This is a genomic window from Micromonospora sp. NPDC049051 (assembly GCF_043197575.1).
Lineage (GTDB): Bacteria > Actinomycetota > Actinomycetes > Mycobacteriales > Micromonosporaceae > Micromonospora.
On sequence record NZ_JBICTL010000004.1, the window covers coordinates 249599 to 276340 of the forward strand.

General features: G+C 74.3%; 23 protein-coding genes and 2 pseudogenes. 15 read left to right on the forward strand and 10 right to left on the reverse strand.

The genetic code is table 11. The annotated features are described in order from the left end of the window. The first annotated feature begins 69 nt into the window (after positions 1-69). From ACGFIR_RS17850 to ACGFIR_RS17875, 6 genes are all read left to right on the forward strand, one after another. Complete coding sequence (locus ACGFIR_RS17850) at positions 70-1269, forward strand: substrate-binding domain-containing protein (RefSeq protein ID WP_392998259.1); 1200 nt, start codon at positions 70-72, stop codon at positions 1267-1269. Between the two features lie 6 nt (positions 1270-1275). Further along, a complete protein-coding gene (locus ACGFIR_RS17855; protein WP_393146070.1) occupies positions 1276-2019 on the forward strand; it encodes an ABC transporter ATP-binding protein in 744 nt (247 codons plus the stop codon). 115 nt (positions 2020-2134) lie between these two features. After that, positions 2135-2902, forward strand: a complete 768-nt coding sequence (locus ACGFIR_RS17860) for an ABC transporter ATP-binding protein (protein WP_392998263.1) — start codon at positions 2135-2137, stop codon at positions 2900-2902. After that, entirely contained in the window at positions 2902-3792 is an 891-nt protein-coding gene (locus ACGFIR_RS17865) for a branched-chain amino acid ABC transporter permease (RefSeq protein ID WP_392998265.1), read from the forward strand. Before ACGFIR_RS17860 ends, ACGFIR_RS17865 begins: the two co-directional genes overlap by 1 nt. Further along, positions 3789-4916: a branched-chain amino acid ABC transporter permease gene (locus tag ACGFIR_RS17870; protein WP_392998267.1), complete on the forward strand. Its 1128-nt coding sequence runs from the start codon at positions 3789-3791 to the stop codon at positions 4914-4916. The genes ACGFIR_RS17865 and ACGFIR_RS17870 overlap by 4 nt, the downstream gene beginning before the upstream one ends. Positions 4917-5010: 94 nt before the next feature. Further along, entirely contained in the window at positions 5011-5757 is a 747-nt protein-coding gene (locus ACGFIR_RS17875; RefSeq protein ID WP_392998269.1) for an SDR family NAD(P)-dependent oxidoreductase, read from the forward strand. A 92-nt stretch (positions 5758-5849) separates the two neighbouring features. On the opposite strand, the gene ACGFIR_RS17880 is transcribed toward ACGFIR_RS17875, so the two are convergent. Then, positions 5850-6692: a hypothetical protein gene (locus ACGFIR_RS17880; RefSeq protein ID WP_392999388.1), complete on the reverse strand. Its 843-nt coding sequence runs from the start codon at positions 6690-6692 to the stop codon at positions 5850-5852. Between the two features lie 150 nt (positions 6693-6842). Here ACGFIR_RS17880 and ACGFIR_RS17885 point away from each other — a divergent pair, with 150 nt between their 5' ends. Together ACGFIR_RS17885 and ACGFIR_RS17890 are read left to right on the forward strand one after the other, a co-directional pair. After that, entirely contained in the window at positions 6843-8999 is a 2157-nt protein-coding gene (locus ACGFIR_RS17885) for a DEAD/DEAH box helicase (RefSeq protein ID WP_393146073.1), read from the forward strand. 376 nt (positions 9000-9375) lie between these two features. Further along, on the forward strand, positions 9376-10380 hold the full coding sequence (locus tag ACGFIR_RS17890) for a hypothetical protein (RefSeq protein WP_392998273.1): 1005 nt from the start codon (positions 9376-9378) through the stop codon (positions 10378-10380). A 77-nt stretch (positions 10381-10457) separates the two neighbouring features. On the opposite strand, the gene ACGFIR_RS17895 is transcribed toward ACGFIR_RS17890, so the two are convergent. The 3 genes and pseudogenes from ACGFIR_RS17895 to ACGFIR_RS17905 all read right to left on the reverse strand — a co-directional run bounded on the left by ACGFIR_RS17895 (position 10458) and on the right by ACGFIR_RS17905 (position 14120). Then, positions 10458-10874, reverse strand: coding sequence for a helix-turn-helix domain-containing protein (locus ACGFIR_RS17895; RefSeq protein ID WP_091627481.1), 417 nt, complete (start codon positions 10872-10874; stop codon positions 10458-10460). Positions 10875-11105: 231 nt separating this feature from the next. Next, a pseudogene (locus ACGFIR_RS17900) lies at positions 11106-12254 on the reverse strand (class I SAM-dependent methyltransferase); the annotation flags it as partial. 183 nt (positions 12255-12437) lie between these two features. Next, positions 12438-14120: a DEAD/DEAH box helicase gene (locus ACGFIR_RS17905; RefSeq protein WP_393146075.1), complete on the reverse strand. Its 1683-nt coding sequence runs from the start codon at positions 14118-14120 to the stop codon at positions 12438-12440. A 315-nt stretch (positions 14121-14435) separates the two neighbouring features. Here ACGFIR_RS17905 and ACGFIR_RS17910 point away from each other — a divergent pair, with 315 nt between their 5' ends. Beyond that, positions 14436-15113, forward strand: coding sequence for a ferritin-like fold-containing protein (locus ACGFIR_RS17910; protein WP_393146077.1), 678 nt, complete (start codon positions 14436-14438; stop codon positions 15111-15113). A 60-nt stretch (positions 15114-15173) separates the two neighbouring features. On the opposite strand, the gene ACGFIR_RS17915 is transcribed toward ACGFIR_RS17910, so the two are convergent. After that, positions 15174-15401, reverse strand: coding sequence for a DUF3107 domain-containing protein (locus ACGFIR_RS17915; RefSeq protein WP_088960194.1), 228 nt, complete (start codon positions 15399-15401; stop codon positions 15174-15176). Between the two features lie 65 nt (positions 15402-15466). After that, entirely contained in the window at positions 15467-16105 is a 639-nt protein-coding gene (locus ACGFIR_RS17920; protein ID WP_392998279.1) for a TetR/AcrR family transcriptional regulator, read from the reverse strand. Positions 16106-17756: 1651 nt separating this feature from the next. Between ACGFIR_RS17920 and ACGFIR_RS17925 the strand changes: the two are divergent. The 6 genes and pseudogenes from ACGFIR_RS17925 to ACGFIR_RS17950 all read left to right on the forward strand — a co-directional run. Further along, positions 17757-19256: pseudogene (locus ACGFIR_RS17925) on the forward strand (hypothetical protein); the annotation flags it as partial. A 23-nt stretch (positions 19257-19279) separates the two neighbouring features. Continuing rightward, the gene (locus ACGFIR_RS17930) at positions 19280-20254 is read left to right on the forward strand and encodes an alpha/beta fold hydrolase (protein WP_393146079.1); all 975 of its coding nucleotides are present in this window, start codon (positions 19280-19282) and stop codon (positions 20252-20254) included. A 5-nt stretch (positions 20255-20259) separates the two neighbouring features. Further along, positions 20260-21267, forward strand: a complete 1008-nt coding sequence (locus ACGFIR_RS17935; protein ID WP_393146081.1) for a DUF3152 domain-containing protein — start codon at positions 20260-20262, stop codon at positions 21265-21267. Between the two features lie 196 nt (positions 21268-21463). Continuing rightward, on the forward strand, positions 21464-22189 hold the full coding sequence (locus ACGFIR_RS17940) for a DUF3152 domain-containing protein (protein WP_393146083.1): 726 nt from the start codon (positions 21464-21466) through the stop codon (positions 22187-22189). Positions 22190-22299: 110 nt separating this feature from the next. Next, positions 22300-23481, forward strand: a complete 1182-nt coding sequence (moeZ, locus tag ACGFIR_RS17945) for an adenylyltransferase/sulfurtransferase MoeZ (RefSeq protein WP_392998289.1) — start codon at positions 22300-22302, stop codon at positions 23479-23481. 28 nt (positions 23482-23509) lie between these two features. Continuing rightward, the gene (locus tag ACGFIR_RS17950) at positions 23510-24400 is read left to right on the forward strand and encodes a prenyltransferase/squalene oxidase repeat-containing protein (RefSeq protein WP_392998291.1); all 891 of its coding nucleotides are present in this window, start codon (positions 23510-23512) and stop codon (positions 24398-24400) included. 84 nt (positions 24401-24484) lie between these two features. On the opposite strand, the gene ACGFIR_RS17955 is transcribed toward ACGFIR_RS17950, so the two are convergent. From ACGFIR_RS17955 to ACGFIR_RS17970, 4 genes are read right to left on the reverse strand one after another with little or no spacing between them, the layout of a single operon-like run. Further along, entirely contained in the window at positions 24485-25000 is a 516-nt protein-coding gene (locus ACGFIR_RS17955; RefSeq protein WP_392998293.1) for an SUKH-4 family immunity protein, read from the reverse strand. A gap of 36 nt (positions 25001-25036) precedes the next feature. Further along, entirely contained in the window at positions 25037-25660 is a 624-nt protein-coding gene (locus ACGFIR_RS17960; RefSeq protein ID WP_393146085.1) for a hypothetical protein, read from the reverse strand. Next, positions 25660-26244: a hypothetical protein gene (locus ACGFIR_RS17965; protein ID WP_392998297.1), complete on the reverse strand. Its 585-nt coding sequence runs from the start codon at positions 26242-26244 to the stop codon at positions 25660-25662. Before ACGFIR_RS17965 ends, ACGFIR_RS17960 begins: the two co-directional genes overlap by 1 nt. Then, complete coding sequence (locus ACGFIR_RS17970; RefSeq protein ID WP_392998299.1) at positions 26237-26731, reverse strand: hypothetical protein; 495 nt, start codon at positions 26729-26731, stop codon at positions 26237-26239. Before ACGFIR_RS17970 ends, ACGFIR_RS17965 begins: the two co-directional genes overlap by 8 nt. Between the last annotated feature and the right edge of the window lie 11 nt (positions 26732-26742).

Below are 26742 nucleotides of genomic sequence, written 5' to 3' on the forward strand. Positions count from 1 at the left end.
TGGGTGACGTCACTTCTAGCGTGGGCCGTCATATGAGTTCCTACCTCCGAGTCCTCACGTGGAGTCGCAATGACGGTCCGGACGACGCGGCGGGTGTTCCTCTCCGCCGCCACGATGATGGCCGCGGCGCTCGCCGCCACGGCCTGTGGTAGCCCGCAGGACACCGCCTCCGGCGGCGGCGACAGCGCCGCACCGGTGAAGGTTGGCCTGGTCTACTCCCAGTCGGGAGCCCTCGCCAGCTACGGCAAGCAGTACATCGAGGGATTCAAGGCCGGCCTCGACTTCGCCACCAAGGGCACCAACAAGGTGGGCGACCGGGCGATCGAGGTCACCGAGGTCGACGACGCGGGCGACCCGGCCAAGGCGGTCTCCGCGGCCAAGGACCTGATCGGCAAGGGCAACAAGATCATCGCGGGTTCGACGGCCTCCGGCGTGGCCCTCCAGGTCGCCCCGATCGCCGCGCAGAACAAGGTCCTCTTCATCTCCGGCCCGGCCGCCACCGACGCGGTGACCGGCGCGAACAAGTACACGTTCCGCTCCGGGCGGCAGTCGTACCAGGACGTGGTGACCGCCAAGTCGTTCATCGGCGACCCGGCCGGGAAGAAGGTCGTGGTCTTCGCCCAGGACGGCGCCTTCGGCGACGCCAACGAGGCGGCCGTGAAGGCCGTCATCGGCGGCGCGGGCGCGGCCGTCAGCAGCGTACGGGCGCCGGCCAGCGCCACGGAGTTCACCCCGTTCGCCAGCCAGATCAAGTCCGCCAAGCCGGACCTGCTCTTCGTCGCCTGGGCCGGCACCACCGCCCCCGCGATGTGGCAGACGCTCGACCAGCAGGGCGTGCTCTCCTCCACCACGGTCGTCACCGGCCTGGACATCCGGGCCTCGTGGCCGACCTTCGGCGCCGCCGGCACCAAGATCTCCTTCCTGTCGCACTACTTCGACGGGGCCTCCGACAACGAGGCCGTGCAGGCGCTGAAGGCCAAGGTCGGCACCGTCGACCTCTTCCACCCGGACGGCTTCGCCGCCGCCCAGATGGTCGTCCGCGCCATCGCCGAGGGCGGCGACGACGTCGAGAAGATGATCACGGCGCTGGAGGGCTGGAGCTTCGACGGGGTCAAGGGCAAGATGACCATCCGGGCCGAGGACCACGCGCTGCTCCAGCCGATGTTCCAGGCCAAGCTGTCCGGCAGCGGCACCGCGTTCACGGCCACCGCCCAGAAGGCGCTCACCGGGGACGAGTCCGCGCCGCCTGCCGTGGCGATGAAGGGCTGACAGCAGATGCTCACCACCCGCGGTCTGACCTGGCGGATCGGTGAGGTCGCCATCGTCGACGGCGTCTACCTCGACCTGGCGCCCGGGGAGTTCCTCGGCGTCATCGGGCCCAACGGCGCCGGCAAGACCTCACTGTTCAACCTGATCACCGGCGTACGCCGGGCCACGGAAGGTCGGATCACCCTCGACGGGCAGGACATCGGCTCCCTCCCGCCGCACAAGCGGGCCCGCCTCGGGCTCGGCCGTACCTTCCAGGCATCCTCGGTCTTCGGCTCGCTCAGCGTGCGGGAGAACGTCCGGCTCGCCGTGCAGGCGCACCGCGGGGGCTCGATGAAGCTGTGGCGGCGGGCGGCGGCCGACCGTGAGGTCACCGCCGCCGCCGACGCGGCGCTCGACCGGGTCGGCCTCGCCCACCGGGGTACGGCGCTGGCCGGCACCCTCGCCCACGGCGAGAAGCGGAAGCTGGAGATCGCCCTGCTGCTGGCCGGGGAGCCCCGGGTCATGCTGCTCGACGAGCCGATGGCCGGGGTCAGCGCCGAGGACGTGCCCGAACTGGTCTCGGTGATCCGCTCGCTCACCGGCGACAGCGGCCGGTCGGTGCTGATGGTCGAGCACCACATGGACGTCATCCTGGAGCTGGCCGACCGGATCGCCGTGATGCACCACGGCGCGCTGCTGGCCTGCGACACCCCGGAGACGGTGATGGCCAACCCCACCGTGCAAGAGGCCTACCTGGGGGAGGCTCTGTGAGCGCGAGGAATGAGCCGGGTTTGCGAGTCCCGCAGTCGCGAACGAAGGGCGGCTCTGTGAGCGCGAGGAATGAGCCGGGTTTGCGAGTCCCGCAGTCGCGAACGAAAGGCGGCTCATGATGGAACCCATTCTCAGCGTGGAGAACCTGTCGGTCCGCATCGCCGGGCTGCACATCCTCCAGGGGGTGTCCTTCACGGTCGCCCCGACCGGCGTCACGGTCCTGCTCGGGCGCAACGGCGTGGGCAAGACGACCACGCTGCGCGCCGTCGTCGGCCTCACCCCGCCCGCCGGCGAGGTGCGCGGAACCGTCCGGATGGGTGCCCAGAGCCTGCTGGCCCGGCCCACCCACCGGCTGGTCCGCGGCGGGCTCGGCTACGTGCCGGAGGACCGGTGCGTCTTCGCCGGGCTCACCGTCGCGGAGAACCTCCGGCTCGCCGAGCGGCGGGGCAGCGTCCCGGCGTACGACAAGGTCTTCGCGCTCTTCCCGGAGCTGGACCGGCGCGGACGGCAACGGGCCGGCTCGCTCTCCGGCGGGCAGCAGCAGATGCTCGCGATCGGCCGGGTGCTGCTCAACGACAACCGGCTGCTGCTCGTCGACGAGCCGACCAAGGGGCTCGCGCCGAAGGTGGTGACCGAGGTGGCCGAGGTGCTGGAACGGGTCGCCGAATCCGTGCCGGTGCTGCTGGTCGAGCAGAACCTGGCCGTGGTGCGGCGGCTCGCCCGGGACGCGGTCGTGCTGGCCGCCGGCCAGGTCGCCTGGACCGGCAGCGCGCAGGAACTGCTGCTGGAGACCGCCCTGACGAAGTCGCTGCTGGGCGTCGGCTCGGCGGAGGGACACCACCCCGCCGGTACGCCGGCCGCCGCGCGGAAGGACCAGCACTGATGGACACCGTCATCCTGTTGACGCTGACCGGGCTCGGCCTGGCGGCGCTCTACTTCCTGGTGGCCAGCGGGCTCTCCCTGGTCTTTGGCCTGGCCGACGTGCTCAACTTCGCGCACGGCGTCTTCCTCGGCGTCGGCGCGTACGGGACCTGGTGGGCGGCGCACAACCTGCCCGGCGCCGGCTCGGACGGCTTCGGCTTCGTGCTCGCGGTCGCCTTCGGGGTGGCCGCCGGCACGCTCGTGGCGGTGCTCGTCGAGCTGGTGCTGATCCGGCCGCTCTACTCCCGCACCATCGAGCAGGTGCTCGTCACCGTCGGCCTCTCGCTGGCCGGCGTGGCGCTGCTCCAGGCCACCTGGGGTGCGGACGCCCGGCCGTTCCCGCGGCCCGAGTGGAGCCGGCAGGTCACCTCGATCCTCGGCGCGAACGTGCCCAACGGCGGCCTGTTGCTGATCATCGCCGCGGTGCTGGTGCTCGGCGCGATCCTGGCCTTCCTCCGCTGGACCCGCTACGGCCTGATCATCCGGGCCGGCGTGGAGAACCGGGAGATGGTCACGGCGCTCGGCATCGACGTGCGCAAGGCGTTCACCCTGGTCTTCGCGATCGGCGGGGCGGCGGCGGCGCTGGCCGGCGCGCTCGGCGGCGTCTACTTCGGCACCGTCTCGCCCGGCCAGGGCGGCTCGCTGCTGATCTTCGCGTTCATCGTGGTGGTCATCGGCGGGATGGGCTCGGTGACCGGGTCCGCGTACGCGGCCGTCGCGGTCGGCCTGACCCAACAGTTCGTCAACTACTACGGCACCTCCGGGCTGGGCGACATCTGCGTGGTCGCGCTGCTGGCCGTGGTGCTGCTGCTGCGCCCGCAGGGCATCGCCGGAAAGGTGGCAACGGCATGACCGAGGTCAAGAGCCCCGAGGTTCCGGCGCCGGCCGCGGCGGTACCCGACGAGCTGACGCCGGGGCGCCGACGGTGGCACGGGCTGCGCCCGTACCTGCCGCTGGTCGCGCTGGTGGTCGCCCTGATCCTGCCGTACTCCACGCTGCACCTGCCGGGCATCTTCGAGGGGGCGCTGAACTCCCCGGGCACCCTGCAACTGCTCGCCGTCTGCCTGGTCTTCGGCGGCCTGGCGGCCGGGTACGACCTGCTCTACGGGCGGACCGGGATGCTCTCCTTCGGCCACGCCCTCTACTTCGCCGCCGGCGTCTACGGCACCGACATCCTCGTCACCAAGGCGGGGCTGCCGCTGTGGCAGGCGGGACTGCTCGCGGTCACCGGCGGGACGATCCTCGCCGCGCTGATCGGCGCGGTGGCGCTGCGTACCGTCGGGATCGCGTTCGCCATGGTGACGCTCGCCTTCGCCCAGGTCGGGGCGATCCTGGTGGCCCGCGACTTCGGCGGGCTCACCGGCGGCGAGGAGGGGCTGCCGCTGGACGTGTCCGGGCTGCCCGAAGGGCTGGTCGGGGTCACCAACACCGTCAACCTCTACTGGTTGGCGCTGGCGTACCTGGTCGTGGTGGTCCTGGTGGTGCACCGGGTCTCCGGCTCGCCGACCGGGCGGGTGCTCGCCGGCCTGCGCGACGACGAGCGGCGCATCGGGGTGCTCGGGCTCGACCCGTACCGGTTCAAGCTGGTGGCGTTCACCCTGGCCGGTGGGCTGGCGGCGGCCGGGGGCGTGGTCTACGTCCTGATCGTCGGCGGCGCGTCGCCGCACATCACCTCCTCCGAGTGGACCCTGGCGCTGCTGGTCATGGTGGTGCTGGGCGGTCCGGGCACCCGGTGGGGCCCGGTGATCGGCGGGATCCTCTACATGTACCTGGACCACCGGCTGGTCGCGTTCGGCACGTCCGACGCGGTGGAGGCCCTGCCGGCATTCCTGAGCAACCCGCTGTCGCAGCCGCTCTTCGTGCTCGGCACGGTCTTCATCCTGGCCGTCTACTTCTTCCCCGGCGGCCTGGCCAGCCTCGCCCCCCGGGTGGCGCTCCTGCGGCACTCGCTGCGTCCCCCGTCCCGCCGTCCCTGACCGCGCAGGCCCTCCCGGCCCCGCCGATACGCAGTTGCCGCCACCTGGCGACGGCTGCATGATCGGCGGGGCTGCTGCGTGGAAGGGGATCACCATGGGTGAACGGCTGGCGGTCGTCAGCGGCGGGGGAACGGGAATCGGCGCGGCCGTCGCCCGGGCGCTGGTCGCCGACGGGTGTGCCGTGCTGATCGTGGGGCGGCGGGCGGACGTGCTCGCCGCCGCCGCCGAGCGCATCGGCGCCGAGTGCGGGCGGCCGGACGCCGTACGCGCCGTCGCCGCCGACCTGACCGATCCCGGGCAGGTGACCCGGGTGGTCGACGCCGTCGACGGGCGGGCGGTCGACGTGGTCGTCAACAACGCGGGCGGCTACCTGGGTGGTGACACCGGCACCCTGGCTGGAACGGCGGCGCACTGGCGGGCCAACCTGGACGCCAACGTGCTCACCGCCGTACTGCTCACGGAGGCGCTCCGGCCCGCCCTGCGCCGCCCCGGTGGGCGGGTCGTCCTGGTCAGCTCGATCGCCGCCCAGCGGGGTGGCGCCGGGGCGTACTCGGCGGCGAAGGCGGCGCTGCACGGCTGGGCGTACGACCTGGCGGCGCAGCTCGGACCGGAACAGATCACGGTCAACGTGGTCAGCCCCGGCTACGTCGCCGACACCGAGTTCTTCGGCGACCGGATGACCCCGGAGGGGCACGCGAAGCGGGTGGCGGCGACCCTGGTCGGCCGCGCCGGCATCCCGGAGGACATCGCCGAGGCGGTCCGCTACCTGGCCGGCCCGGCGGCCGGCTACGTCACCGGGCAGGTGCTCGGGGTCAACGGCGGCTCGGTCCTCGGCCGCTGAGCCGGGGCAGGCGGGAAGCGGCGGGGGCGTACGTGCCGGGGTCGCGGCCGTCTCCGCGCCGGCCGCGACCCCCGTCCCCGGTGTCCCCGCCGTCAGCCGTTCAGCAGCTCGTACGCCGAGGCCGGCGCCTTCTGCACCTGGCTGCCCGTCGGCTCGGTGACCTTCGGGGCCTTGCCGAAGTCGAAGTACTTGACGACGTACTTCGTGGCCTTGCGCTTGCCGACCGCCGGGATCTGAAGGGTGAGCGAGGTGAGGTTCCCGTCCGCCCCGACGACGGCCGTGAACGGGACCGCCTTCGCGGCCTCCCCGAGCGCGTCTACGTCCACGCTGTCCGTCATGGCCTGGCGTACGTGCTCGCCGTCGGTCAGGTCCACGGTGCCGGTGTAGGTCCCGTGCTGCTCCGTCACGGTGTCTCCCGCCGCCCGGAGGATCGCGCCGGTGTTGCCCGGGTCGGCGCCCTCGTAGTGCGGCACGCTGGCCGGGTCGGTGAGCTTCGCGTGGTCGAGTTCCATCCAGTTCTTCGGCAGCTTCAGCAGGCTGCTGAGATCGTCGGCGCCGTCGAAGCTCACCTTCATCCAGGAGCGCTGCTCGATCAGGCGGAAGGACAGCTTCATCGTGAAGTCGAGTTCCTCGTCCTTCTCGGTGACGGTGAGGTCCATGCCCTTGCCCGCCGGGTCCACCACGCCGGTGACGACGCCGGTCGGGTCGCTGCCGCTGAACCGGAAGGCCGGATCCTCCTCGGTCGGCACCGCGGCCAGGAGCGTGCTCTTCGGGTTGGCCGACGGGGACGCCGAGGGGGCCGGGGAGGAGGCCGCCGGGGCGTCCCGGGCGTCGTCGTTCCCGCACCCGGCCGCCAGGGAGGTCGCGGCCACCAGGGAGACGGTTGCCGCCGCGACCCGCCGGACCCTTCCGGCAGTGCCGATCTGCTGCGTGATTCGCATGGTTCTCTTTCGTAGCCGGACTGTTGCCGCCGCAGATCCTGGCACGCGACCGTGCCGGCGCGTTGCCCCCTGAGGCCCCGCCCGGACCGGTCCGCCGTGCTCGCGGGAGCGGGTGGTGTCCGGCGTAGCTGGTAGAAATGCCGGATGAGCCAGGATCGGACGGCGGTACGGGAGCGGGCCGAGGCTGTGCTGCGGCGGTTGGCCGGCGAGCACGCCCGGCTCCGGGAGGACCAGTGGCGGGCGATCGAGGCGCTGGTGGTCGACCGCCGTCGGGTGCTCTGCGTGCAGCGCACCGGTTGGGGCAAGTCGGCCGTCTACTTCGTGGCCACCGCCCTGCTGCGCGAGCGCGACGAGGGCGCGGCCTCCGCGTTGCCGCATGGGCCTGACGGCGTGGCCGGCCCGACCGTGATCGTCTCGCCGCTGCTGGCGCTGATGCGCAACCAGGTCGAGTCGGCGGCCCGCGCCGGCATCCGGGCCCGCACCATCAACTCCGCCAACCTCGACGAGTGGGACGAGATCACCGCCGAGATCCACGCCGGTGCCGTGGACGTGCTGCTGATCAGCCCGGAGCGGCTCAACAACCCGGACTTCCGGGACACCGTGTTGCCGAAGCTGGCCGCCACCACCGGCCTGCTCGTCGTCGACGAGGCGCACTGCGTCTCCGACTGGGGGCACGACTTCCGGCCGGACTACCGCCGGCTGCGTACGTTCCTCGGCAACCTGCCTGAGCGCACCCCGGTGCTCGCCACCACGGCCACCGCCAACGCCCGGGTCACCGCCGACGTGGCGGAGCAGCTCGGCGACGCCCTCGTGCTGCGCGGCAGCCTCGACCGCGAGTCGCTGCGCCTCGGCGTGGTCGAGCTGCCGAGCCCGGCGCACCGGCTGGGCTGGCTCGCCGACCACCTGGACCGGCTGCCCGGCTCGGGCATCGTCTACACGCTCACGGTCGCCGCCGCCGGGGAGACCGCCGAGTTCCTGCGCTCCCGGGGCTACGCCGTCGCCTCCTACACCGGCCAGGCCGAGGACGCCGACCGGCGGGCCGCCGAGCAGGACCTGCTGGACAACAAGATCAAGGCGCTGGTCGCCACCAGCGCGCTGGGCATGGGCTTCGACAAGCCGGACCTCGGCTTCGTCGTGCACCTCGGCGCGCCGCCGTCCCCGATCGCGTACTACCAGCAGGTCGGCCGCGCCGGGCGCGCCGTCGCGCACGCCGAGGTGCTGCTGCTGCCCGGCACCGAGGACGCCGCCATCTGGCGCTACTTCGCCTCGCTCGCCTTCCCGCCAGAGGAGCAGGTCCGCGCGGTGCTGGTCGCCCTGCACACCGACCGCCCGCTCTCCACCCAGGCCCTCGAACCGATCGTCGACCTGCGCCGGGCCCGGCTGGAGCTGATGCTCAAGGTGCTCGACGTCGACGGCGCGGTCCGCCGGGTGCGCGGCGGCTGGCTCGCCACCGGCGAGCCCTGGGTCTACGACGAGGCCCGGTTGCGCCGCGTCGCCGAGGCGCGCACCGCCGAGCAGCAGGCCATGCGGGAGTACGCGAGGACGCCCGACTGCCGGCTGCGCTACCTGCGCGAGTGCCTGGACGACGCCGGGGCCGCCGACTGCGGCCGGTGCGACCGCTGCGCCGGCCCGCTGTTCACCGCCGACGTGTCGGACGTCGCGCTGACCGCCGCGCAGACCTTCCTCGGCCGGCCCGGGGTGGAGATCGCGCCGAAGAAGCTCTGGCCGACCGGGCTGGAGGCGGTGGGCGTACCGCTGAAGGGACGCATCGCCCCGGCGGAGCAGGCGCTGCCGGGGCGCGCGGTGGGGCGGCTGTCCGACCTGGGGTGGGGCGGGCGGCTGCGCGACCTGGTCGGGCCGGAGGCGGCGGACGTGGCCGTCCCCGACGACGTGGCCGCCGCCGTGGTCGAGGTGCTCAAGGCGTGGGCGCACGGCGACGAGCGGTGGCCGCGCCGCCCGGTCGGGGTGGTCGCGGTCGGCTCGCGCCGCCGGCCCCGGCTGGTCGGCTCGCTCGCCGAGCGGATCGCCGCCGTGGGTCGGCTGCCGCTGCTCGGTGCGGTGACGCCGACCGGCGCGCCGGCCGGCGGCGCGCGCGGCAACAGCGCCCAGCGGGTACGCGCCCTGCACGGCGCCCTCACCGTGCCGGACGAGCTGGCCGACGCCCTCGCCGGGCTCGACGGGCCGGTGCTCCTCGTCGACGACCTGGTCGACTCGGGCTGGACGATGACGATGGCCGCCCGGGAGCTGCGCCGGGCCGGCGCCCCCGACGTGCTCCCCCTCGCGCTGGCCGTGGCCGGCTGAGCCACCTGCCGGGCCACCCCGGGGACCGGGCTGCTGCGGAAGACTCCTGGCATGGTCGGCGGTCCTGCCCGGCCAGTGGGGGCGTGGGCCAGCCCGCCGGCGGGAGCGGTCTGCCGGAGCCCGCCGGGCCAGGGCCGCCAGCGCCCGGAAAGTTCCCGGCGGGGCGCGACTGCGAGCGGCGCCACGCCGCACCACCGGCGGGCCGGCGCCGTCCGGAGGGGCGGTAGCGTGGGTGACATGACCGATGAGCTGGCCGGCCGTGAGCGGGACGGCGGCGGTGCCTGACCAGGCGCCGGCCGCCACCGGACACGTGCCGCCGGGACCGGAACAGGGGCCGCCCGAGCGGGTCCCGGCCGCACCGGAGCAGGTGCCGCCGGTGTCCGAGCAGGGACCGGCCGCACCGGAGCAGGTGCCGCCGGCTTCGGAGCACGGGTCGGCCCTGCCCGAGGGTGTCGCCGGCGCACCGGAGCAGGTCTCGGCCGTGCCGGACGGGAGCACGGTCCGGCTGGCGCTGGTGGTCGGCGGGTTGGTGCTCGCCGTCCTGCTCGGCTTCGGCCTCGGCCGGCTGGACAGCGGCGGCCCGTCTGTGGCGGCGGGAGCCGACAGCGCCCTGACCGGGCACAGCCACGCGCCCGGAACGGGCGCCCACGAGCACGGCGCAGACCAGGCCGCGGCGGCGCAGGCCGGCGGCCTCTCGGTCAGCTCGGCGGGCTACACGCTGACCCCCGTGGCCGCCGCGTTCACCGCCGGCCGTGACGGCGAGCTGCGCTTCCAGGTACGGGACGCGCAACGCCGCCCGGTGACCCGGTTCGCGATCGTGCACGACAAGCCGATGCACCTGATCGTGGTGCGGCGCGACCTGACCGGCTACCAGCACCTGCACCCGACGATGGCGGCCGACGGCACCTGGTCCGTGCCGCTGACCCTGCCGCAGCCCGGCGTGTGGCGGGCGTACGCGGACTTCACGGCGCTCGCCGACGACGGCCGGCAGACCCCCGTGACCCTCGGGGTCGACCTGGCCGCGCCGGGCGGCTACCAGCCGAAGCCGCTGCCGGCGCCGGCGACCTCGGCCACGGTCGACGGGTTCACGGTCAGCTACCAGGGCACCCCGCAGGCCGGCGTGACCGTGCCGTTCACCTTCCGCGTCGACTCGGCCGGCGGGCGGGCGACGCTGGAGCGCTACCTCGGCGCGTACGGGCACCTGGTCGCCCTGCGCGAGGGGGATCTCGGCTACCTGCACGTCCACCCCGAGCCGCAACCGGTCGACGGCGCGGTGACGTTCTGGGTGACCGCGCCCGACCCGGGCCGGTACCGGCTCTACCTGGACTTCCAGGTCGCCGGCGTGGTGCGGACCGCCGAGTTCACGCTCACCGTCCCCTGACCCGGCCGGGCACCGTTTTTGTCCGGGCGGATACCAAGCCACGGCGGGACACGCCCAACCCGACGCGGGCGGGATGCTCAGCCGGCGCGGCGGATCGGGCGGCGGGCCAGGTAGCGCAGCAGGTCGCGGATGTGGTGCTTCTCCTCGGCCGGCACGGTGGGGTCGGCCAGCCGTTGCAGGATCACCCGGACGTCCGCCTCGACCGGGCCGTCGTCGACGCGTCGGCGTGGCGCGGGACCGGCGTCGGGCAGGCCGAGCGCGCGGAACGCGGCCGCGACCGGCAGATCCAGCGCGGCGCAGAAACCGCGCACCTTCGCCAACTCCGGGTAGTCCTGCCAGTCCCCGGCGAGCCAACGGAAGACGGTCGACCGACCGACGCCGGTGTGGGACGCCAGATCGGTGACGGTCCAGCCGCGTTCCTCGCGGGCGTCGTCGATGGCACGCCGCACGAAACGTGCGAAGGCCATCTGCGGCGAAACCTCTACGGAACCCATCCTGCGGGTCTTCCCTCCGACCGGCACCGGCGGTGCGACTCCGAGGGTAGTACGGAAAGCTAAGGAAAAGATTGACTGATCCACCAGACCGTCCCGTCGACGGGACCGGGTGCCCTAGTGAGCCGCCGCCACCTCGCCCGGCACCGGCCCCGAGTCGGGCTTCGGCGCCGGTCCGGCGTCCGGTTTCGGCACCGGCACCGAGTCCGGCTTCGGCATCGGGCCGGCGTCCGGCGCGGGCGCCGGTGGCAGGAGTGCCTCCAGCCGTGGGGCGACCGCCCACTGGTCGACCAGTGCCCGGTACTCCGCCCGCTGGGCCACGGTCGGGGCGGCGCCGGTGCGGCGGGCCCGGATGAGCAGGTTGCGCGGGGTGTGCCGGGAGTCGACGAACTCCACCACCTCCGCCCGGTAGCCGTGCAGCCGGAGCAGCCCGGCCCGCAACGCGTCGGTGAGGACGTCCGCGAAGCGCTCGCGGAGGATGCCCTGCCGGGTCAGCAGCTCGTACGGGGCCGGGGCCGGCGTGGCTCGCAGCTGGGCCGCGACGTCGTGGTGGCAGCAGGGCGCGGCGAGCACCCAGCGGGCCCCCCAGCGCACCGCCCGGGCCAGCGCCTCGTCCGTGGCGGTGTCGCAGGCGTGCAGCGCCAGCACCAGGTCGGGAGCCGGCTCGACGACCGCGTCGGCGATCGTGCCGGCCACGAAGCCGACCCGGTCCGCCCAGCCCAGCCGCTCGGCCAGCTCGGTGTTGCGCCGCCGCTGGTCCTCCCGCACGTCCACGCCGACCAGCTCGACGTCGAGCCCGCGCCGGGCGAGGTAGCGATAGGCGGCGAAGGTCAGGTACGCGTTGCCGCAGCCCAGGTCGACCACCCGCAGCGGGCCGGTCAGGTCGTCCGGCAGGGTGGCCGCCAGGGCCCGCAGGAACGCGTCCACCTGGCGCCGCTTCGCGGCCGAACCGCCGATCTCGGCGAAGATCGGGTCGCCGGGGTCGAGCAGGTACTCCTTCGCCCGGTCGTGCCCGTCCGGCTCGGCGACCGGCCGGGTCGCGGCGGCCCGGTGCACCTGCGCCTCGCCGGACTTGGTGACCCGCAGTTGGATCGTGGCGGCGGCCGTCTCCACGTGCCAGTTGCCGAACGGTTCGGCCAACAGCGCGTCCACCGCCGCGTCCGCCTCCGGTCCGGGGGCGACGTTACGGGTGTACGGGCGGGAGCCGTCGGAGGTGGAGATCTGCAACCGGGGGCCGGCCTTGAGCGCGACCGGCCGCAGTTCGGCGCGTACCACCGAGGGGCGGTGTCCACGTCGGCGTCCGGCGGCCACCGCACGGGTGAGCGCCGGGTCGAGCAGCAACGCCCGGACCTCGGTCAGGGCGGCGTCCAGCGGTTCGGGCATTGCTCCATCTTCCTGGTCGACGGGCGGCCCCGGGCACGCGGCCCGACGGGCGGTGCGCCGGGCGCGCCCCGGAGCACCCGCTCCGTCTCCTCGACGTGCCGGGTTCGTCCGGGAGCGGCCCCGACGAGGAGATCCCCCGCACCGGGTGCACCGGTCCGGGGGATCTCGGGTGACGTTCGTCGGTCAGTCGGCGGTCGCCTCGGCCGGCGTACCGGCGGTGGAGCCACCACGACGGCGCCGGCGGCGACGGGGCTTGGACGCCTCGCCCTCGGCGGCGGCCGGGGCGTCGGTGGCCGGAGCGGCGGTGGCCTCACTCGTGATCACCGTGGTCGGCTCGCCCGAGACGGTCTCGCCGGCGCGGCGACGCCGGCGGCGACGCGGGACACGCGGGCCCTCCTCCGTGGCGTCGGCCGGGGCGTCGGCCGGGGCGTCGGCCGGGGCGTCGTTCGCGCCGGTGGCGCGGCCCGAGCGGCGGTCGCCGCGCCCACGGCTCTCGCCGCGCTCACCGCGCCGGGAGCCCCGGCCACCCTCGCCCCGACGGGAGCGCCCGCCGCCGAGGTCCTCCTCGACCTCGGCGGACAGCCCCGCGCGGGTGCGCTCGGCGGTCGGCAGGGTGCCGCTGACGTCGGTGGGGATGTGCAGGTCGGTGTAGAGGTGCGGGGACGTGTGGTACGTCTCCAGGGGCTCCGGCATGTCCAGGCCCAGCGTCTTGTCGATGATCCGCCAGCGGGGCATGTCGTCCCAGTCGACGAAGGTCACCGCGACGCCCGTCGCCCCGGCCCGGCCGGTACGACCGATCCGGTGGGTGTAGGTGTCCTGGTCCTCGGGGCAGTCGTAGTTGATGACGTGGGTGACGCCGCTGACGTCGATGCCCCGGGCGGCCACGTCGGTGGCGACCAGAGTGTCGATCTTGCCGGCCCGGAACGCCCGCAGCGCCCGCTCCCGCGCGCCCTGGCCGAGGTCACCGTGCACGGCGGCGACCGCGAAGCCCCGGAAGTCGAGGTCCTCGGCGACCCGGTCGGCGGCCCGCTTGGTACGGGTGAAGATCATGGTCAGCCCGCGCCCCTCGGCCTGGAGGATTCGGGCCACGATCTCGATCTTGTTCATCGAGTGGGTGCGGTAGGCCAGCTGCTCGGTCTGCGGCGACGGGCCGGTCTCGGCGGTGTGCCCGGCGTGGATCGTCACCGGGTGGCGCAGGAAGCGCCGGGAGAGGGTGACGATCGGGTCCGGCATGGTCGCCGAGAAGAGCATGGTCTGCCGGTCCTCCGGCAGCATCGCGAGGATCCGCTCGACGTCGTCGAGGAAGCCCAGGTCGAGCATCCGGTCGGCCTCGTCGAGGACCAGCGCGTGCACCCGGTCCAGGCGCAGGTGCTTCTGCTTGGCCAGGTCCAGCAGGCGGCCGGGCGTGCCGACCAGGATCTCCACGCCCTTGCGCAGCGCGTCGATCTGCGGCTCGTACGCCACACCGCCGTAGATCGGCAGCACGCGCACGCCCCGGGTCCGGCCCGCGGCGTCGAGGTCCTTGGCCACCTGGATGCCCAGCTCACGGGTGGGTACGACGACCAGCGCCTGCGGCACGCCGTCGCTGCCCTCGCCCGGCGCGAAGACCCGCTCCAGCAGCGGTACGCCGAAACCGAGGGTCTTGCCGGTGCCGGTGGGCGCCTGGCCGATCAGGTCGGTGCCGCGCATCGCGATCGGGAGCGCGTACTCCTGGATGGCGAAGGCGCGGGTGATGCCGGCGGCGGCCAGCGCGTCGACGGTCTCCTGACGCGCGCCCAGCTCGGCGAAGGTGGGCGCTTCCGGGCGCACCGGAGCGGTGGCGGCCAGTTCCTGGCCGTCCATGAGGTCTTGAGTCAGCTCGCTCATATGGATTTGGGGGTGCCCTCTCGTGGGTGCGCCCCGTCATGTCCTCAGGGCGCGGTCGGTGTGGCGCGGGCCACACGGTCGGCGGCAGACTGCCGAGCCGGACCGGGCCGCACGCGCGCCGCGGGCCTCACACTTCGACCGGGCCGGCTGATCGCTCGGATCGAACTGGCCAGGTCGGCGCCCACGGCAACTGCTCCATGCTACCTGAACCGACCCGGGCACGTCCTGATTCCGTGCGCACGCGCCACGCCGGGGCCGGTAGCTGTGATCTGCGTCACTTCTGACGCGTTTGTCGATGAGCGGTAACCTGCGCTCGTGCCCGCGACCGATCCGTCCGACCACGCCGCCGTCGACCTGCCCGACCATGCCGTGGTCGACCTGCTCGGCCTGGTGGCCCTCGGTGAGCTGCTCGCCTTCGAGCGGATGGCCGCCGACGCCCGGCTCGCCCCCGATCTGCGCCGCCGGGCGGCGTTGGGCGGGATGGCCGCCGCCGAGATCGGCAACTACCGGCGGGTGGCCGACCGGCTCGCCGCGCTCGGCGTACTGCCCGACGACGCCATGGCGCCGTACGTCGGGCCGCTCCAGGCATACCACGACTCGACGGAGCCGCGGGACTGGGCGGAGGCGGTGACGAAGGCGTACGTGGGTGACGCCATCACCGACGACTTCCTCCGGGAGATCGCCGTGGCCCTGGCCGAACCGGACCGTCAGCTCGTCCTCGACGTGCTGCACGACTCGTCGTACGCCGCGTTCGCCGTCGCCGAGATCCGGGCCGCCGTCGAGGCCGATCCGAGAGTGGCCGGCCGGCTCTCGATGTGGGCGCGGCGACTGGTCGGCGAGGCGCTGTCACAGGCCGGCCGGGTGGCCGCCGCCGAGCGGGGGGCCCTCACCGGGCTCGTCGCGCGCAGCGGGCGGGTGGACGTGGAGGGGCTGTTCCAGCGGCTGACCGTGGCGCACTCCGCACGGATGGCCGCCGCCGGGCTGAACAACTGACCGCGACCGGCGGTCCGCGACGGGCGATCGTCCGTCACCCGTCGCGGCCGACCGGACCAGTCAGCGGACGGTGAACCCGACCGCGCGCGGCGACGCCTCGGCGATCTCGACGTAGGCGACCTTGTTGACCGGCACGATCACCCGCCGGCCCTTCTCGTCGGTCAGGGAGAGGGTGCCCTCGTCCTTGCCGAAGGCGTCGGTCACGATCTGCTCGATCTCGGCCGGCGACTGCGCGCTCTCCAGGACCAGCTCGCGGGGCGCGTACTGCACGCCGATCTTGACCTCCACTGTGCCTCCTCATTCGGGCGAAAGAGCCGCCGATGGGAAGGCTATCCGATCTCGGGGCCGGATGTTCAGGCTGACTCGCCTTGCAGCGGGAAGCTGGCGATGCCCCGCCAGGAGAGCGCCGCGACGAGTGCCTCCGCCTCGGCCTTGGGCAGCTGCCGGCCGCCGGCCAGCCAGAACTGCGCGGCGGTCTCGGCCGCCCCGACCAGGCCGGAGGCGAGCAGCTCGGCGTGCGCCCGGCCGATCCCCGTGTCGGAGATGATGGTGTCGGTGATCGCCGCGATGCAGCCCTGCTCCACCCGCGCGACGCGCTGGCGCACCGCCGGGTCGTTGCGCAGGTCCGACTCGAAGACGAGGCGGAACGCCTCGCTCTCGTGGTCGACGAAGTCGAAGTACGCGCGCACCGACGCGCTGACCCGCTCCTTGTTGTCGTTGGTGCCGCGCATGGCGTCGTCGACCTTCGCGAGGATCGCGTCGCAGTGCGTGTCGAGCAGGGCGAGATAGAGCTCCATCTTGCCGGGGAAGTGCTGGTAGAGCACCGGCTTGGAGACGCCCGCCCGCTCGGCGATGTCGTCCATCGCGGCCGCGTGGTAGCCCTGGGCGACGAACACCTCCTGGGCGGCGGCGAGCAGCTGCTTGCGGCGCGCGGAACGGGGCAGGCGGGTGGGCCGGCCGGCGGTCTGGGCACCGTTCCCCACAGCGGTCATGGGAACCTCCGAGTTCTTCGTACGAGCCGGCATTTCACCCGAACCGGTCGGGGCCCGGGACCCGTCGCGGAATTGGCCCGCCGCCGTAACCTATCGCCACTGTCACCACACGGTAGCCTCAGCGGGGGCGACCAAGGAGCGCGCGGTGAGTGAAACAGGGCAACCCGGTGCCGCCACCCCGGGAGAGCACGGCGACGGAACGGGTCCGCAGGACGACCTGGCCCGTCCCGGCGGCGGGTGGGCGCCCCAGGCGGCCGGTTGGCCGAGGGGCGGGGAGATCTCCGACCCCCGCGAGCAGGCCTCGTCGTGGGGGCCGCCCGAACCGGCGCCCGGCTGGGCCGCCTCGTCGCCGCGACACGGCGACCTGCCGCCACCGCTGCCCGGCGGGGTAGAGCCGCCGGCCCGGGTCAACGGCCACCGCACCAACGGTGTCGACCACGGCACGGCGGCCGGGCCGTCGTCGCCGTCGCGGGACGACGCGCCGCTCCACCGCCAGTCCCCGGTGAGCGCCCCACCCGGCGCCCTCGGCGAGCAACGCCGCGACCCGGGCAACGACCGGCTGGTGGTGCCGGCGCAGCGGCCGGCGTCGACGGCCGAGCAGCCGCCGCAGCACGGGTTCGCCGAGCCGGAGTCCGGTCCGGTCCGGCGCTCCGCCGACAACCCGTCGACCGGCCGCCAGCCCCGCTGGTCGGATTCCGGCGCGCCGACGTCGGCACCCCCGGCGGTCCAGGTCCCGCCCGTGGGCACCGCCGCCAGCGGCTTCGAGGTGCCGCCCGGCTTCCACGCGCCGGCGGTCGACCGGGCCGCCGCCGAGGAACCCCCGCCGGGCGCCGGCACGGCGCACGGCTGGAGCGACCGCTTCCCGCCGGAGCCGCCGGCCACCGACCGGACCACCGCGGACCGTCCCGCCGACGCGGGCGACCGGGTTACCGCCGGCGACCGGGTGGCCGGCGTCGATCGCGCGCTGGGTGCGGACCGCGCCTACCGCGAGGACCGGGGACCCGACCCCGCCGCCGGCGCGGACAGCGCGGTGGGCGAGTTCGGCCAGGACCGCGCGCCGCGTGCCGCCGGGCACCGGGGGGCCGGGCGGGGCTTCGGCGCGGACCCGGGACCGGCCGCGGACCGGGGCGACGAGCCGGCACCCCGCGCGGAGCAGGTCGCCGGCGTCGACCGGGAACAACCGGCCGATCCGGCGCCGGGCGGCCCCCGCCGTTCGGCCGCCGAGTGGCCGCCGTCGGCCGAACCGGACTGGAGCGGCCCGAACTGGAACCGCCCGAGCTGGGGTGCCGCATGGGCGCCGCCCTGGTCGCGGGAGGAATCCGAGCCGGCCGGCCACCGGTCCCGCGAGGAGGCCGAGGCCGTCGGTCGCCGGTCGCGGGAGGAGCCCGAGCCCGCCGGTCGCCGGTCGCGCGAGGAGGCCGAGGCCGCCGGTCGCCGGTCCCGCGAGGAACAGCAGCCGGCCTGGGCCGGTGAGCCGCACCGACCGTACGAGCCGCCGCGCGCCGAGCCCGGCCGGCCCTACGACTCGCCCCGCGAGCCCCGCCGCCCCTACGACGCCCAGGGCGCACCGGTGCCCCCGCCGTCGTACGAGCGACCGTCGGCACCCGTCGACCGTCCCACGGCACCCGAGGCGGCACCGTCGGCTCCGACCGAGCGGCCTGCCTGGGCGGCGGGCGGAGCGGTCCCCGCGCCGGCCGGTGCACCCCCGCTCGCGTACGCCCCGGAGGCCGCGCCCCGCGCCGAGGAGACCCCGGACCGGGCCACCCGGCCGTTCCGGCTCCGGCCCGAGAACTCGGAGCCGGCATCGGGTCCTCCGGCCGCCCCGCAGACCACCCCCGGCACCGGGTCGGCCCCCCACGGGTTCGGGCGGCGTGACCGTGACCCCTCCGCGCCCGCCCCGACGAGCGCTCCCCCCTACGCGGCCCGCCGATCCGCCCCCGAGCCGGCGCCGGCGGCCCCGTCATCCGCCGGCCAGGCGCCGGACCCCGCGTCGGCGGTCCTGCCGCAGCGCGTCCCCGCCGAGCCGGACGTGCCCGTCGTGCCGGAACCGCCAGCCGTGGAGCCACCCGCCGAGACCCCCGAACTCGCCCGCATCGCCACCCACCTGCGTCGCGACGACGAGCCCGCGCCGCTGCGGGAGCGCCCGGAGGGCTTCGACGTCAACGCCATCCTCGACGCCGTCCGCGGTGTCGCCGGCGTTCGCGACGCGGCGTTGCGCCGCACCCCGGCCGGCGCGCACAGCCTGCGGCTCGACCTGGCCGACGGAGCGGACCCGGCCGAGGTGAGCCGGCAGGTCGCCCGCCTGCTCCAGGACCGGATGGGGCTGGCCGCCGCGCCGCAGAACCTGCCCGGCATGCCGGCCGCGCCCCCTCCGCCGGTGCGCCGCCGGTCGGCGGAGTCGCGCGGCGCCGACCTCAGGTCGCCGGGTTCCGCACCGCGCGCCGCCGAGCCCCCCGCCGCCGAGTCGAGGGTGCCCGGCGGGAGGCTGGCCGGCGGCCCGTCGGAAGCCGCGCCGGACCGCCCCGAGGCGACGCCCGAGACCCCGCGCCGACGCCGGCAGCCCGCCGCCCCGCACCGGGGCCGGGCCACGGTGGAGGAGCCCGGCTCGGTCTCCGCCGCGCCGGCCGGTGCCTCCACCGGTGCCTCGGCGACCGTCGGCACGTCGTACTCCGGTGGGCAGGTGACGACGACGGAGAGCGCGCCGTCCCGGCCGCTGGACACCGGCGGCGCGGCGGGCCCCCGGGTGGTGATCGACCACGTCCAGGTGAGCACCTTCGGGCTGGACGCCACGGTGGAGGTACGCCTGCTCGCCGGCGCGGAGAGCGCCGCCGGCTACTCGACCGGGCCGGCCGTCGACGGTTACGTGCTGCGGCTCTGCGCGGTGGCCGCCGCGGCGGCGGTGGACGAGCTGCTGCGCGGCGGCGAGCGCGTCGCCGACGCCGGCCCCGACCGGGGGCGCTGCTTCGTCGAGCACGCCGCCGTGGTGCCCTTCGGCAACTGCGACGTGGCCACGGTCGTGGTGCTGCTGGTCTGTGACGGCTGGGTCGAGCAACTCGTCGGCTCCGCGCTGGTCGCCGGTGACCCCCGGCAGGCGATCGTCCGGGCCACCCTGGCCGCCGTCAACCGCCGGATCGAGGCGCTGCTGGCCTGAGCGGCCTCGGGCAGACTGGAGTCATGAAGCGCGCCACCCTCCGGCCGGACCACCTCCTCCCCGCGCACTCCGTGCCGCCGCCCTGGCCGGGGCGCGAGGTACGCCTCGACGGCACGGTGACGTACGTCCGGGACACGCCGGCCACCGCGCCCGGCGCGCAGCCGGCGCTCTACGTGCACGGGCTCGGCGGCTCGTCGCAGAACTGGACGGACCTGGCGTACCTGCTCGCCGACCACCTCGACGGGCAGGCCATCGACCTGCCCGGGTTCGGCCGCAGTGAGCCGGGTCGCCGGTACACCGTCCCGGCCTTCGCGGAGCGGGTGATCCGCTGGATCGAGCACTCCGGGCGGGGGCCGGTGCACCTGTTCGGCAACTCGCTGGGTGGGGCGGTCTCGGTGCAGGTGGCGGGGGTACGGCCGGATCTGGTCCGGAGCCTGACCCTGATCTCGCCGGCGCTGCCGTTCCTGGACTTCCGGCGGTCGTTGCAGGGCCGGATGCTGCCGCTGCTGGCGATCCCCCGGGGCGAGCGCCTGGCCGCCTGGCGGCTGGCCCAGGTGGCGCCCGAGGTGATGGCCGAGCAGGTGATGCAGGCGTGCGTCGCCGACCTCGACCGGATCTGCGACCAGCGCCGGCAGGAGGCGTTGGAGGAGATCCGGCTGCGGCACGAGGCCCCGCACCACGCCGCCGCGTACGTCCGGACGTTCCGGGGGCTGGTCTCCAGCTTCCTGCGGTCGTACCTGCCGGGGTCGAGGTCGCTGTGGCGGCTCGCCGCGACGGTCGCGGCGCCCACCCTGGTCGTGGGCGGGCGGGCCGACCGGCTGGTGGACGTACGGGTGGCCCCGCAGACGGCCCGCGTCGTCCCGGACAGCCGGCTGTTGATGCTCGACGGCGTCGGCCACGTGGCGCAACTGGAGGTGCCGCGCCTGGTGGCGCGGGCCGTGCTGGGCCTGCTCACCGAAACGGGGGACACCGCCGAGCGGTCCGACATGGCAGGCTGACCGGGATGTCCCCTGCCCGTCCCCCCGACCCGGCCCGCCCGGCGCCCGCCGAGGGCCCTGGCGCCCCGGCCCGTTCGCCCGCCTCGGACAGCGGCGGAGACCTGTCCGGTGTGCGGCGCCGTCCGGCGCGACGGCGGTGGCTCCTCAAGCTCGTCGCGCTGGGCCTGACCGGCGCGGCGGCGGTGGCGGTGATCGCCGACCGACGCGCGAACATCGAGGCGGCGGCGCTCACCGCCGAGAAGTTGGCTTCCGCGCCGGAGGCCGTCTCGCCGCCGTCCTCCGCCGCCACGCCCTCGGCCGCCGGGACGCCGTCCTCCGCCGGGACGCCCGCGCCCCTCGCGACGCCCCTGGCCGCCGGGACGCCGTCGCCCGCCGGGACGCCCTCGGTCGCCCTGCTCCCGCCGGCCGTGCTCCGGTTGCCCGGGCCGGTGCCGTCCGCGGGCCGGGGCAGCTTCGGCTACGACGACCGGACGGGTCCGGTGCTGGGCGACGCGGGCACGCTGCGCCGTTACCGGGTCGCCGTGGAGTCAGGCGCCGGCGAGGACGCGGGTGAGTTCGCCGCGGCCGTCGAGCGGGCGCTCGCCGGGCCGGGCAGCTGGATCGACGGCGGGTTGCGGTTGCAGCAGGTCGGCGCCGCCTCCCGGCACGACTTCACGGTCTACCTCGCCACGGCCAGGACGGCGGGCCGCATGTGTGCCGCCGGTGGGGTGAACATCCGGGTGGGCGGTAAGCCCTACACGTCGTGCCGGGCACCCGGCAAGGTGATCATCAACCTGGACCGCTGGCGGCTCTCGGTGCCGCACTTCGTCAGCGCGAAGGTGCCGCTCTCGGTCTACCGGACCTACGTGGTGAACCACGAGGTCGGGCACCAGTTGGGGCACCGGCACGAGCGCTGCCCCGGCCAGGGCCGGGTGGCGCCGGTGATGATGCAGCAGACGCTCTTCCTGAAGGGCTGCGTGGCCAACCCCTGGCCGTACGTCGATGGTCGGCGGTACGCGGGCCCGCGGCTCTGACCGCCTGGGCCGGAGGTCGGGCCCGGCCGGAGAAGGGGCGGGGGGCGAGTCTTATTCGCGTTTTTCGCGGCGTAATGCCCGATTGGCGTGAGATTCTTGATCCATGACGTCGTCGTCCCCTTGCGACCCGCCTGGCCCCGCCCGCCGCCCGTCACCCCGGCGGTGGCGACCGCCGGCTCCGCTGCGGGACCGGCGCGTGGTCGGGCTCGGCGTACTCCTGCTGGTCGCGGCCACCGTCGCCGTGACGCTGGCCCGGGCCGGCGGCCCCGAACCCGTGCCGGGCACCGACGACGGGCGCCGGACGTCGTACGCGGCGGGCGCGGGCGAGCGGCAACCCACTCCCACCTACCCCCACACGGGTACGGGCGACTTCATCACCGCTGCCGGCGACTCCCCGCTGCTGGGGACCGGCGGGCCGCTCCGGCACTACCGGGTGGCCGTCGAGGAGGGCACCGGCCAGGACGTCGCCGCCTTTGCCGCCACCGTCGACGAGGTGCTGGGCGACCCCCGCAGCTGGATCGCCTCCGAGGAACTGCGGCTGCGGCGGGTGGCGGAGGCGGACGACCCCGACTTCACGGTCTACCTCGCCACCCCGGACACCTCCGAGCGGATGTGCGCCGAGGGCGGGCTCAGCACCGAGGGCTACACCTCCTGCCGGCTCCCCGGACAGGTGATCGTCAACCTGGCCCGCTGGCTGGAGGCGGTGCCCGACTACGGGGCGCCGCTGGCGGTCTACCGCGCCTACGTGGTCAACCATGAGGTGGGTCACGAACTGGGCGAGGAACACCAGGCCTGCCCGGGCCCCGGCGAGCCGGCGCCGGTGATGCAGCAGCAGACGTACGGCCTGGACGGCTGCGCCGCCAACGCGTGGCCGTACGTCGACGGCTCCCGGTACGACGGCGAGCCCGTCGCGGGCTTCTGAGTTATTCCCCTTCCCGCAGTTCGGGCGACGTGTCACTCCTCATGGCCGATCGGCCCTGGTGCGAGCGACAATGGCCCGGTTCGCCCACAGCCGATCCCGGGGAGTCCACCGTGTCGTTGCCCCCGCTCGTCGAGCCCGCCGCCGAGCTGACCGTTGACGAGATCCGCCGCTACTCGCGCCACCTGATCATCCCCGACGTGGGGGTGGAGGGGCAGAAGCGGCTGAAGAACGCCCGGGTGCTCTGTGTCGGCGCCGGCGGCCTCGGCTCACCGGCGCTGATGTACCTCGCCGCCGCCGGGGTCGGCACGCTCGGCATCATCGACTTCGACACCGTCGACGAGTCGAACCTCCAGCGCCAGATCATCCACGGCGTCTCCGACGTCGGCCGCTCCAAGGCCGAGTCGGCCGCGGCCTCGATCCGGGAGATCAACCCGCTGGTCCAGGTGGAGATCCACAACACCGCGCTGGACCGGGAGAACGTACGGGACATCTTCTCCCGCTACGACCTGATCGTCGACGGCACCGACAACTTCGCCACCCGCTACATGGTCAACGACGCGGCGGTGCTGCTCGGCAAGCCGTACGTCTGGGGCTCGATCTACCGCTTCGACGGCCAGGCGTCGGTGTTCTGGGCCGAGCACGGCCCCTGCTACCGGTGCCTCTACCCGGAGCCCCCGCCGCCCGGCATGGTCCCCTCCTGCGCCGAGGGCGGCGTGCTCGGCGTGCTCTGCGCGTCGATCGGTTCGATCCAGGTCAACGAGGCGATCAAGCTGCTCGCCGGCATCGGCGAGCCGCTCGTCGGCCGGCTGATGGTCTACGACGCCCTGGAGATGAGCTACCGCAAGATCAAGGTGCGCAAGGACCCGAACTGCGTGCTCTGCGGCGAGAACCCCACGGTCACCGACCTGCTGGAGGACTACGAGGACTTCTGCGGCGCGGTGTCGGTGGAGGCCCAGGAGGCGGTGGTCGACGCGACCATCACCGCGCTGGAGCTGAAGGAGTGGCAGGACGCGGGCAAGGACATCTTCCTCGTCGACGTCCGCGAGCCGGCCGAGTACGAGATCGTCCGGATCCCCGGCGCGACGCTGATCCCCAAGGGCGAGATCATCTCGGGCGAGGCGCTCGCCAAGCTGCCGCAGGACCGGCAGATCGTGCTGCACTGCAAGTCCGGGGTCCGCTCGGCCGAGGCGCTCGCCGCGCTCAAGGCGGCCGGCTTCCGCGACGCCGTGCACGTGCAGGGCGGCGTGCTCTCCTGGATCAAGCAGATCGACCCGTCGCTGCCCGCGTACTGACCGTGCCGTCGGCCGAGGTCGCGGGGGAGTGACGGGCCCCGCGACCTCGGCCGATTCGCCGAGGCGGGATCACGTTTGCGCAGGTAGCGTTGCTGCCGTGGTCGACATCGATGCGGCGGTCGGGTTCGTCGTGGCACACGGCGACGCGGTGGACCGCGCCCGGCTGTCCCGGCTGCGCACCGGCGCGTCACCACCCCCCGAACTGCTCGACGACGCGGAGGCCGGCCAGACGCCCGACGGCGGCTGGCCGGCGACACTGGACGGAAAGATCTCCTCCGTGGACGCCACCTGCTTCCGACTGTCCGAGCTGGACGATCTCGGTGCGCTCGGCCGTCCGGCCGCCCGCCGGGCGCTGGACTGGCTGGCCGCGCGGCAGTTGCCCGACGGCGGCTGGGACGAGGACCCGGCGCTGGCCGACATCGCTCCCGAGTGGGCCCGACCGGGCGACCCCGAGGCGGGGTTCCACCTGACGGCGAACGCCGGGTTCTGGCTGACCGTCGCCGGCCTGGACGCGCGGGCCGCCGGTCCGCTCGACCACCGGGTCGGCGGCGCGTACGCGGGCGTCGTGCAGGCCGCCGCGCAGTCGCTCGTCGCCCGGCTGCGCCCGGACGGCGGGTGGCCGTCCTTCCTGCCCGCCGGCTGGCTCAGCGCGGCGGTCCTGCACCGGCAGGAGATGTTCCACGAGGCGGCGCGGATCCAGGTGATCCTGGCCGAGCGGGTGCCGGAGCTGTCCCCGGGCGACGTGGCCTGGCTGGCCGCGACGCTGCGCCGGGTCGGCATGGACGGGCAGGACTGGCTGCTCGGGCGGGCCCGGCGGCGGCTGGCCGAGACCCAGCGCAGCGACGGCGGCTGGGAGAGCGACGACGGGCGCCCGTTCGACGTGCACACCACGCTGAGCGTGATCCGGGCCTGCCGCTGAGGCTCCACCGCCCGGGCGCGGTCCGCCGGTCCCCGAGTCGCGGGGTCCGTCGGGACGCCGCGATCAGCCGGTCTGCGGGCGTCCCTACTTCAGTTGGCTGATGACCAGCGGCCACCAGGCGTCGGGGGCGAACGCGGCACGGTCGATGCTCTCCAGGACGGTACGCAGCGTCTCCGCCCGCTCTGCCCGGCCCGGCTTGCCCTCGTCGGCCTCGACGAAGAGCGCGAACTGGTAGAGGCACTCGACGAAGGTGCGGAAGTTGCTGTTGACGGCCTGGATGTCCTGCTGCTCCAGGTCGAACTGGAGGATCTCGCCCGTCTTCGGGTCGAGCACGTAGAGCAGGTCCGGGTTGTCGGCGACCGCGCCCACCACGATCAGCCGGACGTCCAGCGAGCCGTCCTCGGTGCTCAGCTGGATCGTGTCGAACAGCTCGATGTCGCCTTCGAGGAACGCGGTGTAGACGACCGCCACGTCGAGCGGGATCTCGTCGCCGGCGGGCAACTGGTCGGGGTCGAATCCCCCCTCCAGCCAGGCCTCCCGGGGGTACGGGATGAGCTCGTCCTCGCTCCACAGTGAGCGGAAACGGGGGTCAGCGGCCATCGTTGGTCCTTCGCATTCTCGGCGTGACGGTAGGTGTCAGGCGACGATGCCCGCGGTCGCCAGCAGGCGTAGCCAGGTGTCCGCGTACTGCCCCTGGAACCGGCCCTTGCGTACCCGCTGCTCCCGGACGCCGGGCCCGAGGATCGTGTCGACCAGCTCGGGGTACTTGTCGCCCAGCACGTACTCGTCGAAGAACGTGACGACGTCGGGGGCGAAGACGTGGATGTCGACCTCCTCGTCCGGGTGCTCGTAGAGGAAGACGTAGTCGTCCGGGTCGATGTGATAGACATCGCCCTCTTCCAGGTCGAGCGAGATGCCCTCGCCGCCGTCGATCTCGTCGCGCAGTTGCGGCGGAACGCTGTGCAGCTCGCAGCCGATCGACACGGCGGGGCCGAGCGGATCGTGCGGGTTGTCCGGCTGGGCTTCGAGGGCGGCGGGGCTGCCGATCTCGGGCGGCTGCGCGAACCGGAAGTGGCTGCCCTCGATCCTGCCGATGATGCGGAAGACCTCGAACGCGCCCTCGGGTACGCCGGGGAAGGGCTCCAGCGGCACCCCGTCGGCGAGGACGACGCCGAATCCGTGCTCCGCCTCCAACTCCTTGAGCCGCGCGAACCTGGTGCGGATCCGGTCGAGCCTGGCCGCCGTCGCGTCATCCGTCACTAGATCACCTTCACTATGACCGGAGTCCCCTCGGGCACGTCCTTGAGCGCCAGGCCGATCTCCCGGCCGATCTCGCGGTTGGTCCAAGCATCCATCAACCGGAGGTTATCGTACGAATCCGCGCCGCCCAGTTGCAGCTCGTGCACGTGGTCGGGGTCGACCGTCACGCCAGGGCCGGTCACCGGGTGCTTCTTGGGGTTCTTGCCCCGGTAGAGGCTCTTGACCAGCTCCTTGTTGCTCACGTAGTTCTGGCCCTTGTTCAGCCGCCGGATGACGCGGTCACGGTAGACGGTGGTCAGCTTCCGGGTGCCCGGCTTCTGCGGGTCCTTGTGCTCCACCTGGGTGCGTTTCGGCTTGGTCTTGACCAGCTTGCCCTCCTGGCCGAGCCGCTCCAGGTCCCTCGCCTTGCGGTCGAAGTCCTTCTTGACGAAGTCGGGCCGGTTGCGCAGCACCAGGACGGCGGGCTCCTTGGGCTTGCCCCCCTTGGCGGTCCGGAAGACGTCCGCGTTCTCCAGGTAGGCCGAGACGATCTTGGCACCCTTGGCCTGGGTCTGCCGGGGCGGGGCCGTCCGCCGCTTAGGCATTGAGCACCGTGTCCACGGCCATGCCGATGAGCTGGTCGATGATCAGCCCGGTGATCATCTTGAAGATCGGGATCTGGAGCAGGGACGCCCCGAAGGTGACCGCCGCCGTCATGATCGCCTGCGCGATCTGGATCGCCAGCAGGATCAGCTGGATGATCACCTGGATCTTCAGGGCCAGCACCACGCCCGCCGCGACCATCAGCCCGACGCCGATGACGGTCGCCGGGCGGGCGACGTCGGCGATGTTGCGTGCCGCCGACTCGCCGTCGTTCCACTCGCCGGCGAAGGCGGTGATGCTCTCGCCCCGGTTGTTGTCGAGCACCGTGCGGGCCGCCGACTCCAACTGCGCGACCGAGCCGGAGATCTGGCCGGCCATGCCGGTCCACTCCCCGGCGAGCTGGAAGATCGCCGTCTCGTCGGACTGCGGCCAGTCGTAGCCGAGCATCGAGAGCAGGGAGGCGAGTTCACCCGGAAGCGTCAGGCCCACCGCGACTCCTT

Excerpts from the sequence above, each read along its gene's own strand:
- ACGFIR_RS17850 (WP_392998259.1), top strand. The coding sequence starts at position 70 with ATGACGGTCCGGACGACGCGGCGGGTGTTCCTCTCCGCCGCCACGATG.
- ACGFIR_RS17855 (WP_393146070.1), top strand. The coding sequence starts at position 1,276 with ATGCTCACCACCCGCGGTCTGACCTGGCGGATCGGTGAGGTCGCCATC.
- ACGFIR_RS17860 (WP_392998263.1), top strand. The coding sequence starts at position 2,135 with ATGATGGAACCCATTCTCAGCGTGGAGAACCTGTCGGTCCGCATCGCC.
- ACGFIR_RS17865 (WP_392998265.1), top strand. The coding sequence starts at position 2,902 with ATGGACACCGTCATCCTGTTGACGCTGACCGGGCTCGGCCTGGCGGCG.
- ACGFIR_RS17870 (WP_392998267.1), top strand. The coding sequence starts at position 3,789 with ATGACCGAGGTCAAGAGCCCCGAGGTTCCGGCGCCGGCCGCGGCGGTA.
- ACGFIR_RS17875 (WP_392998269.1), top strand. The coding sequence starts at position 5,011 with ATGGGTGAACGGCTGGCGGTCGTCAGCGGCGGGGGAACGGGAATCGGC.
- ACGFIR_RS17885 (WP_393146073.1), top strand. The coding sequence starts at position 6,843 with ATGAGCCAGGATCGGACGGCGGTACGGGAGCGGGCCGAGGCTGTGCTG.
- ACGFIR_RS17895 (WP_091627481.1), bottom strand. The coding sequence starts at position 10,874 with ATGGGTTCCGTAGAGGTTTCGCCGCAGATGGCCTTCGCACGTTTCGTG.
- ACGFIR_RS17905 (WP_393146075.1), bottom strand. The coding sequence starts at position 14,120 with ATGAGCGAGCTGACTCAAGACCTCATGGACGGCCAGGAACTGGCCGCC.
- ACGFIR_RS17920 (WP_392998279.1), bottom strand. The coding sequence starts at position 16,105 with ATGACCGCTGTGGGGAACGGTGCCCAGACCGCCGGCCGGCCCACCCGC.
- ACGFIR_RS17930 (WP_393146079.1), top strand. The coding sequence starts at position 19,280 with ATGAAGCGCGCCACCCTCCGGCCGGACCACCTCCTCCCCGCGCACTCC.
- ACGFIR_RS17935 (WP_393146081.1), top strand. The coding sequence starts at position 20,260 with ATGTCCCCTGCCCGTCCCCCCGACCCGGCCCGCCCGGCGCCCGCCGAG.
- ACGFIR_RS17955 (WP_392998293.1), bottom strand. The coding sequence starts at position 25,000 with ATGGCCGCTGACCCCCGTTTCCGCTCACTGTGGAGCGAGGACGAGCTC.
- ACGFIR_RS17965 (WP_392998297.1), bottom strand. The coding sequence starts at position 26,244 with ATGCCTAAGCGGCGGACGGCCCCGCCCCGGCAGACCCAGGCCAAGGGT.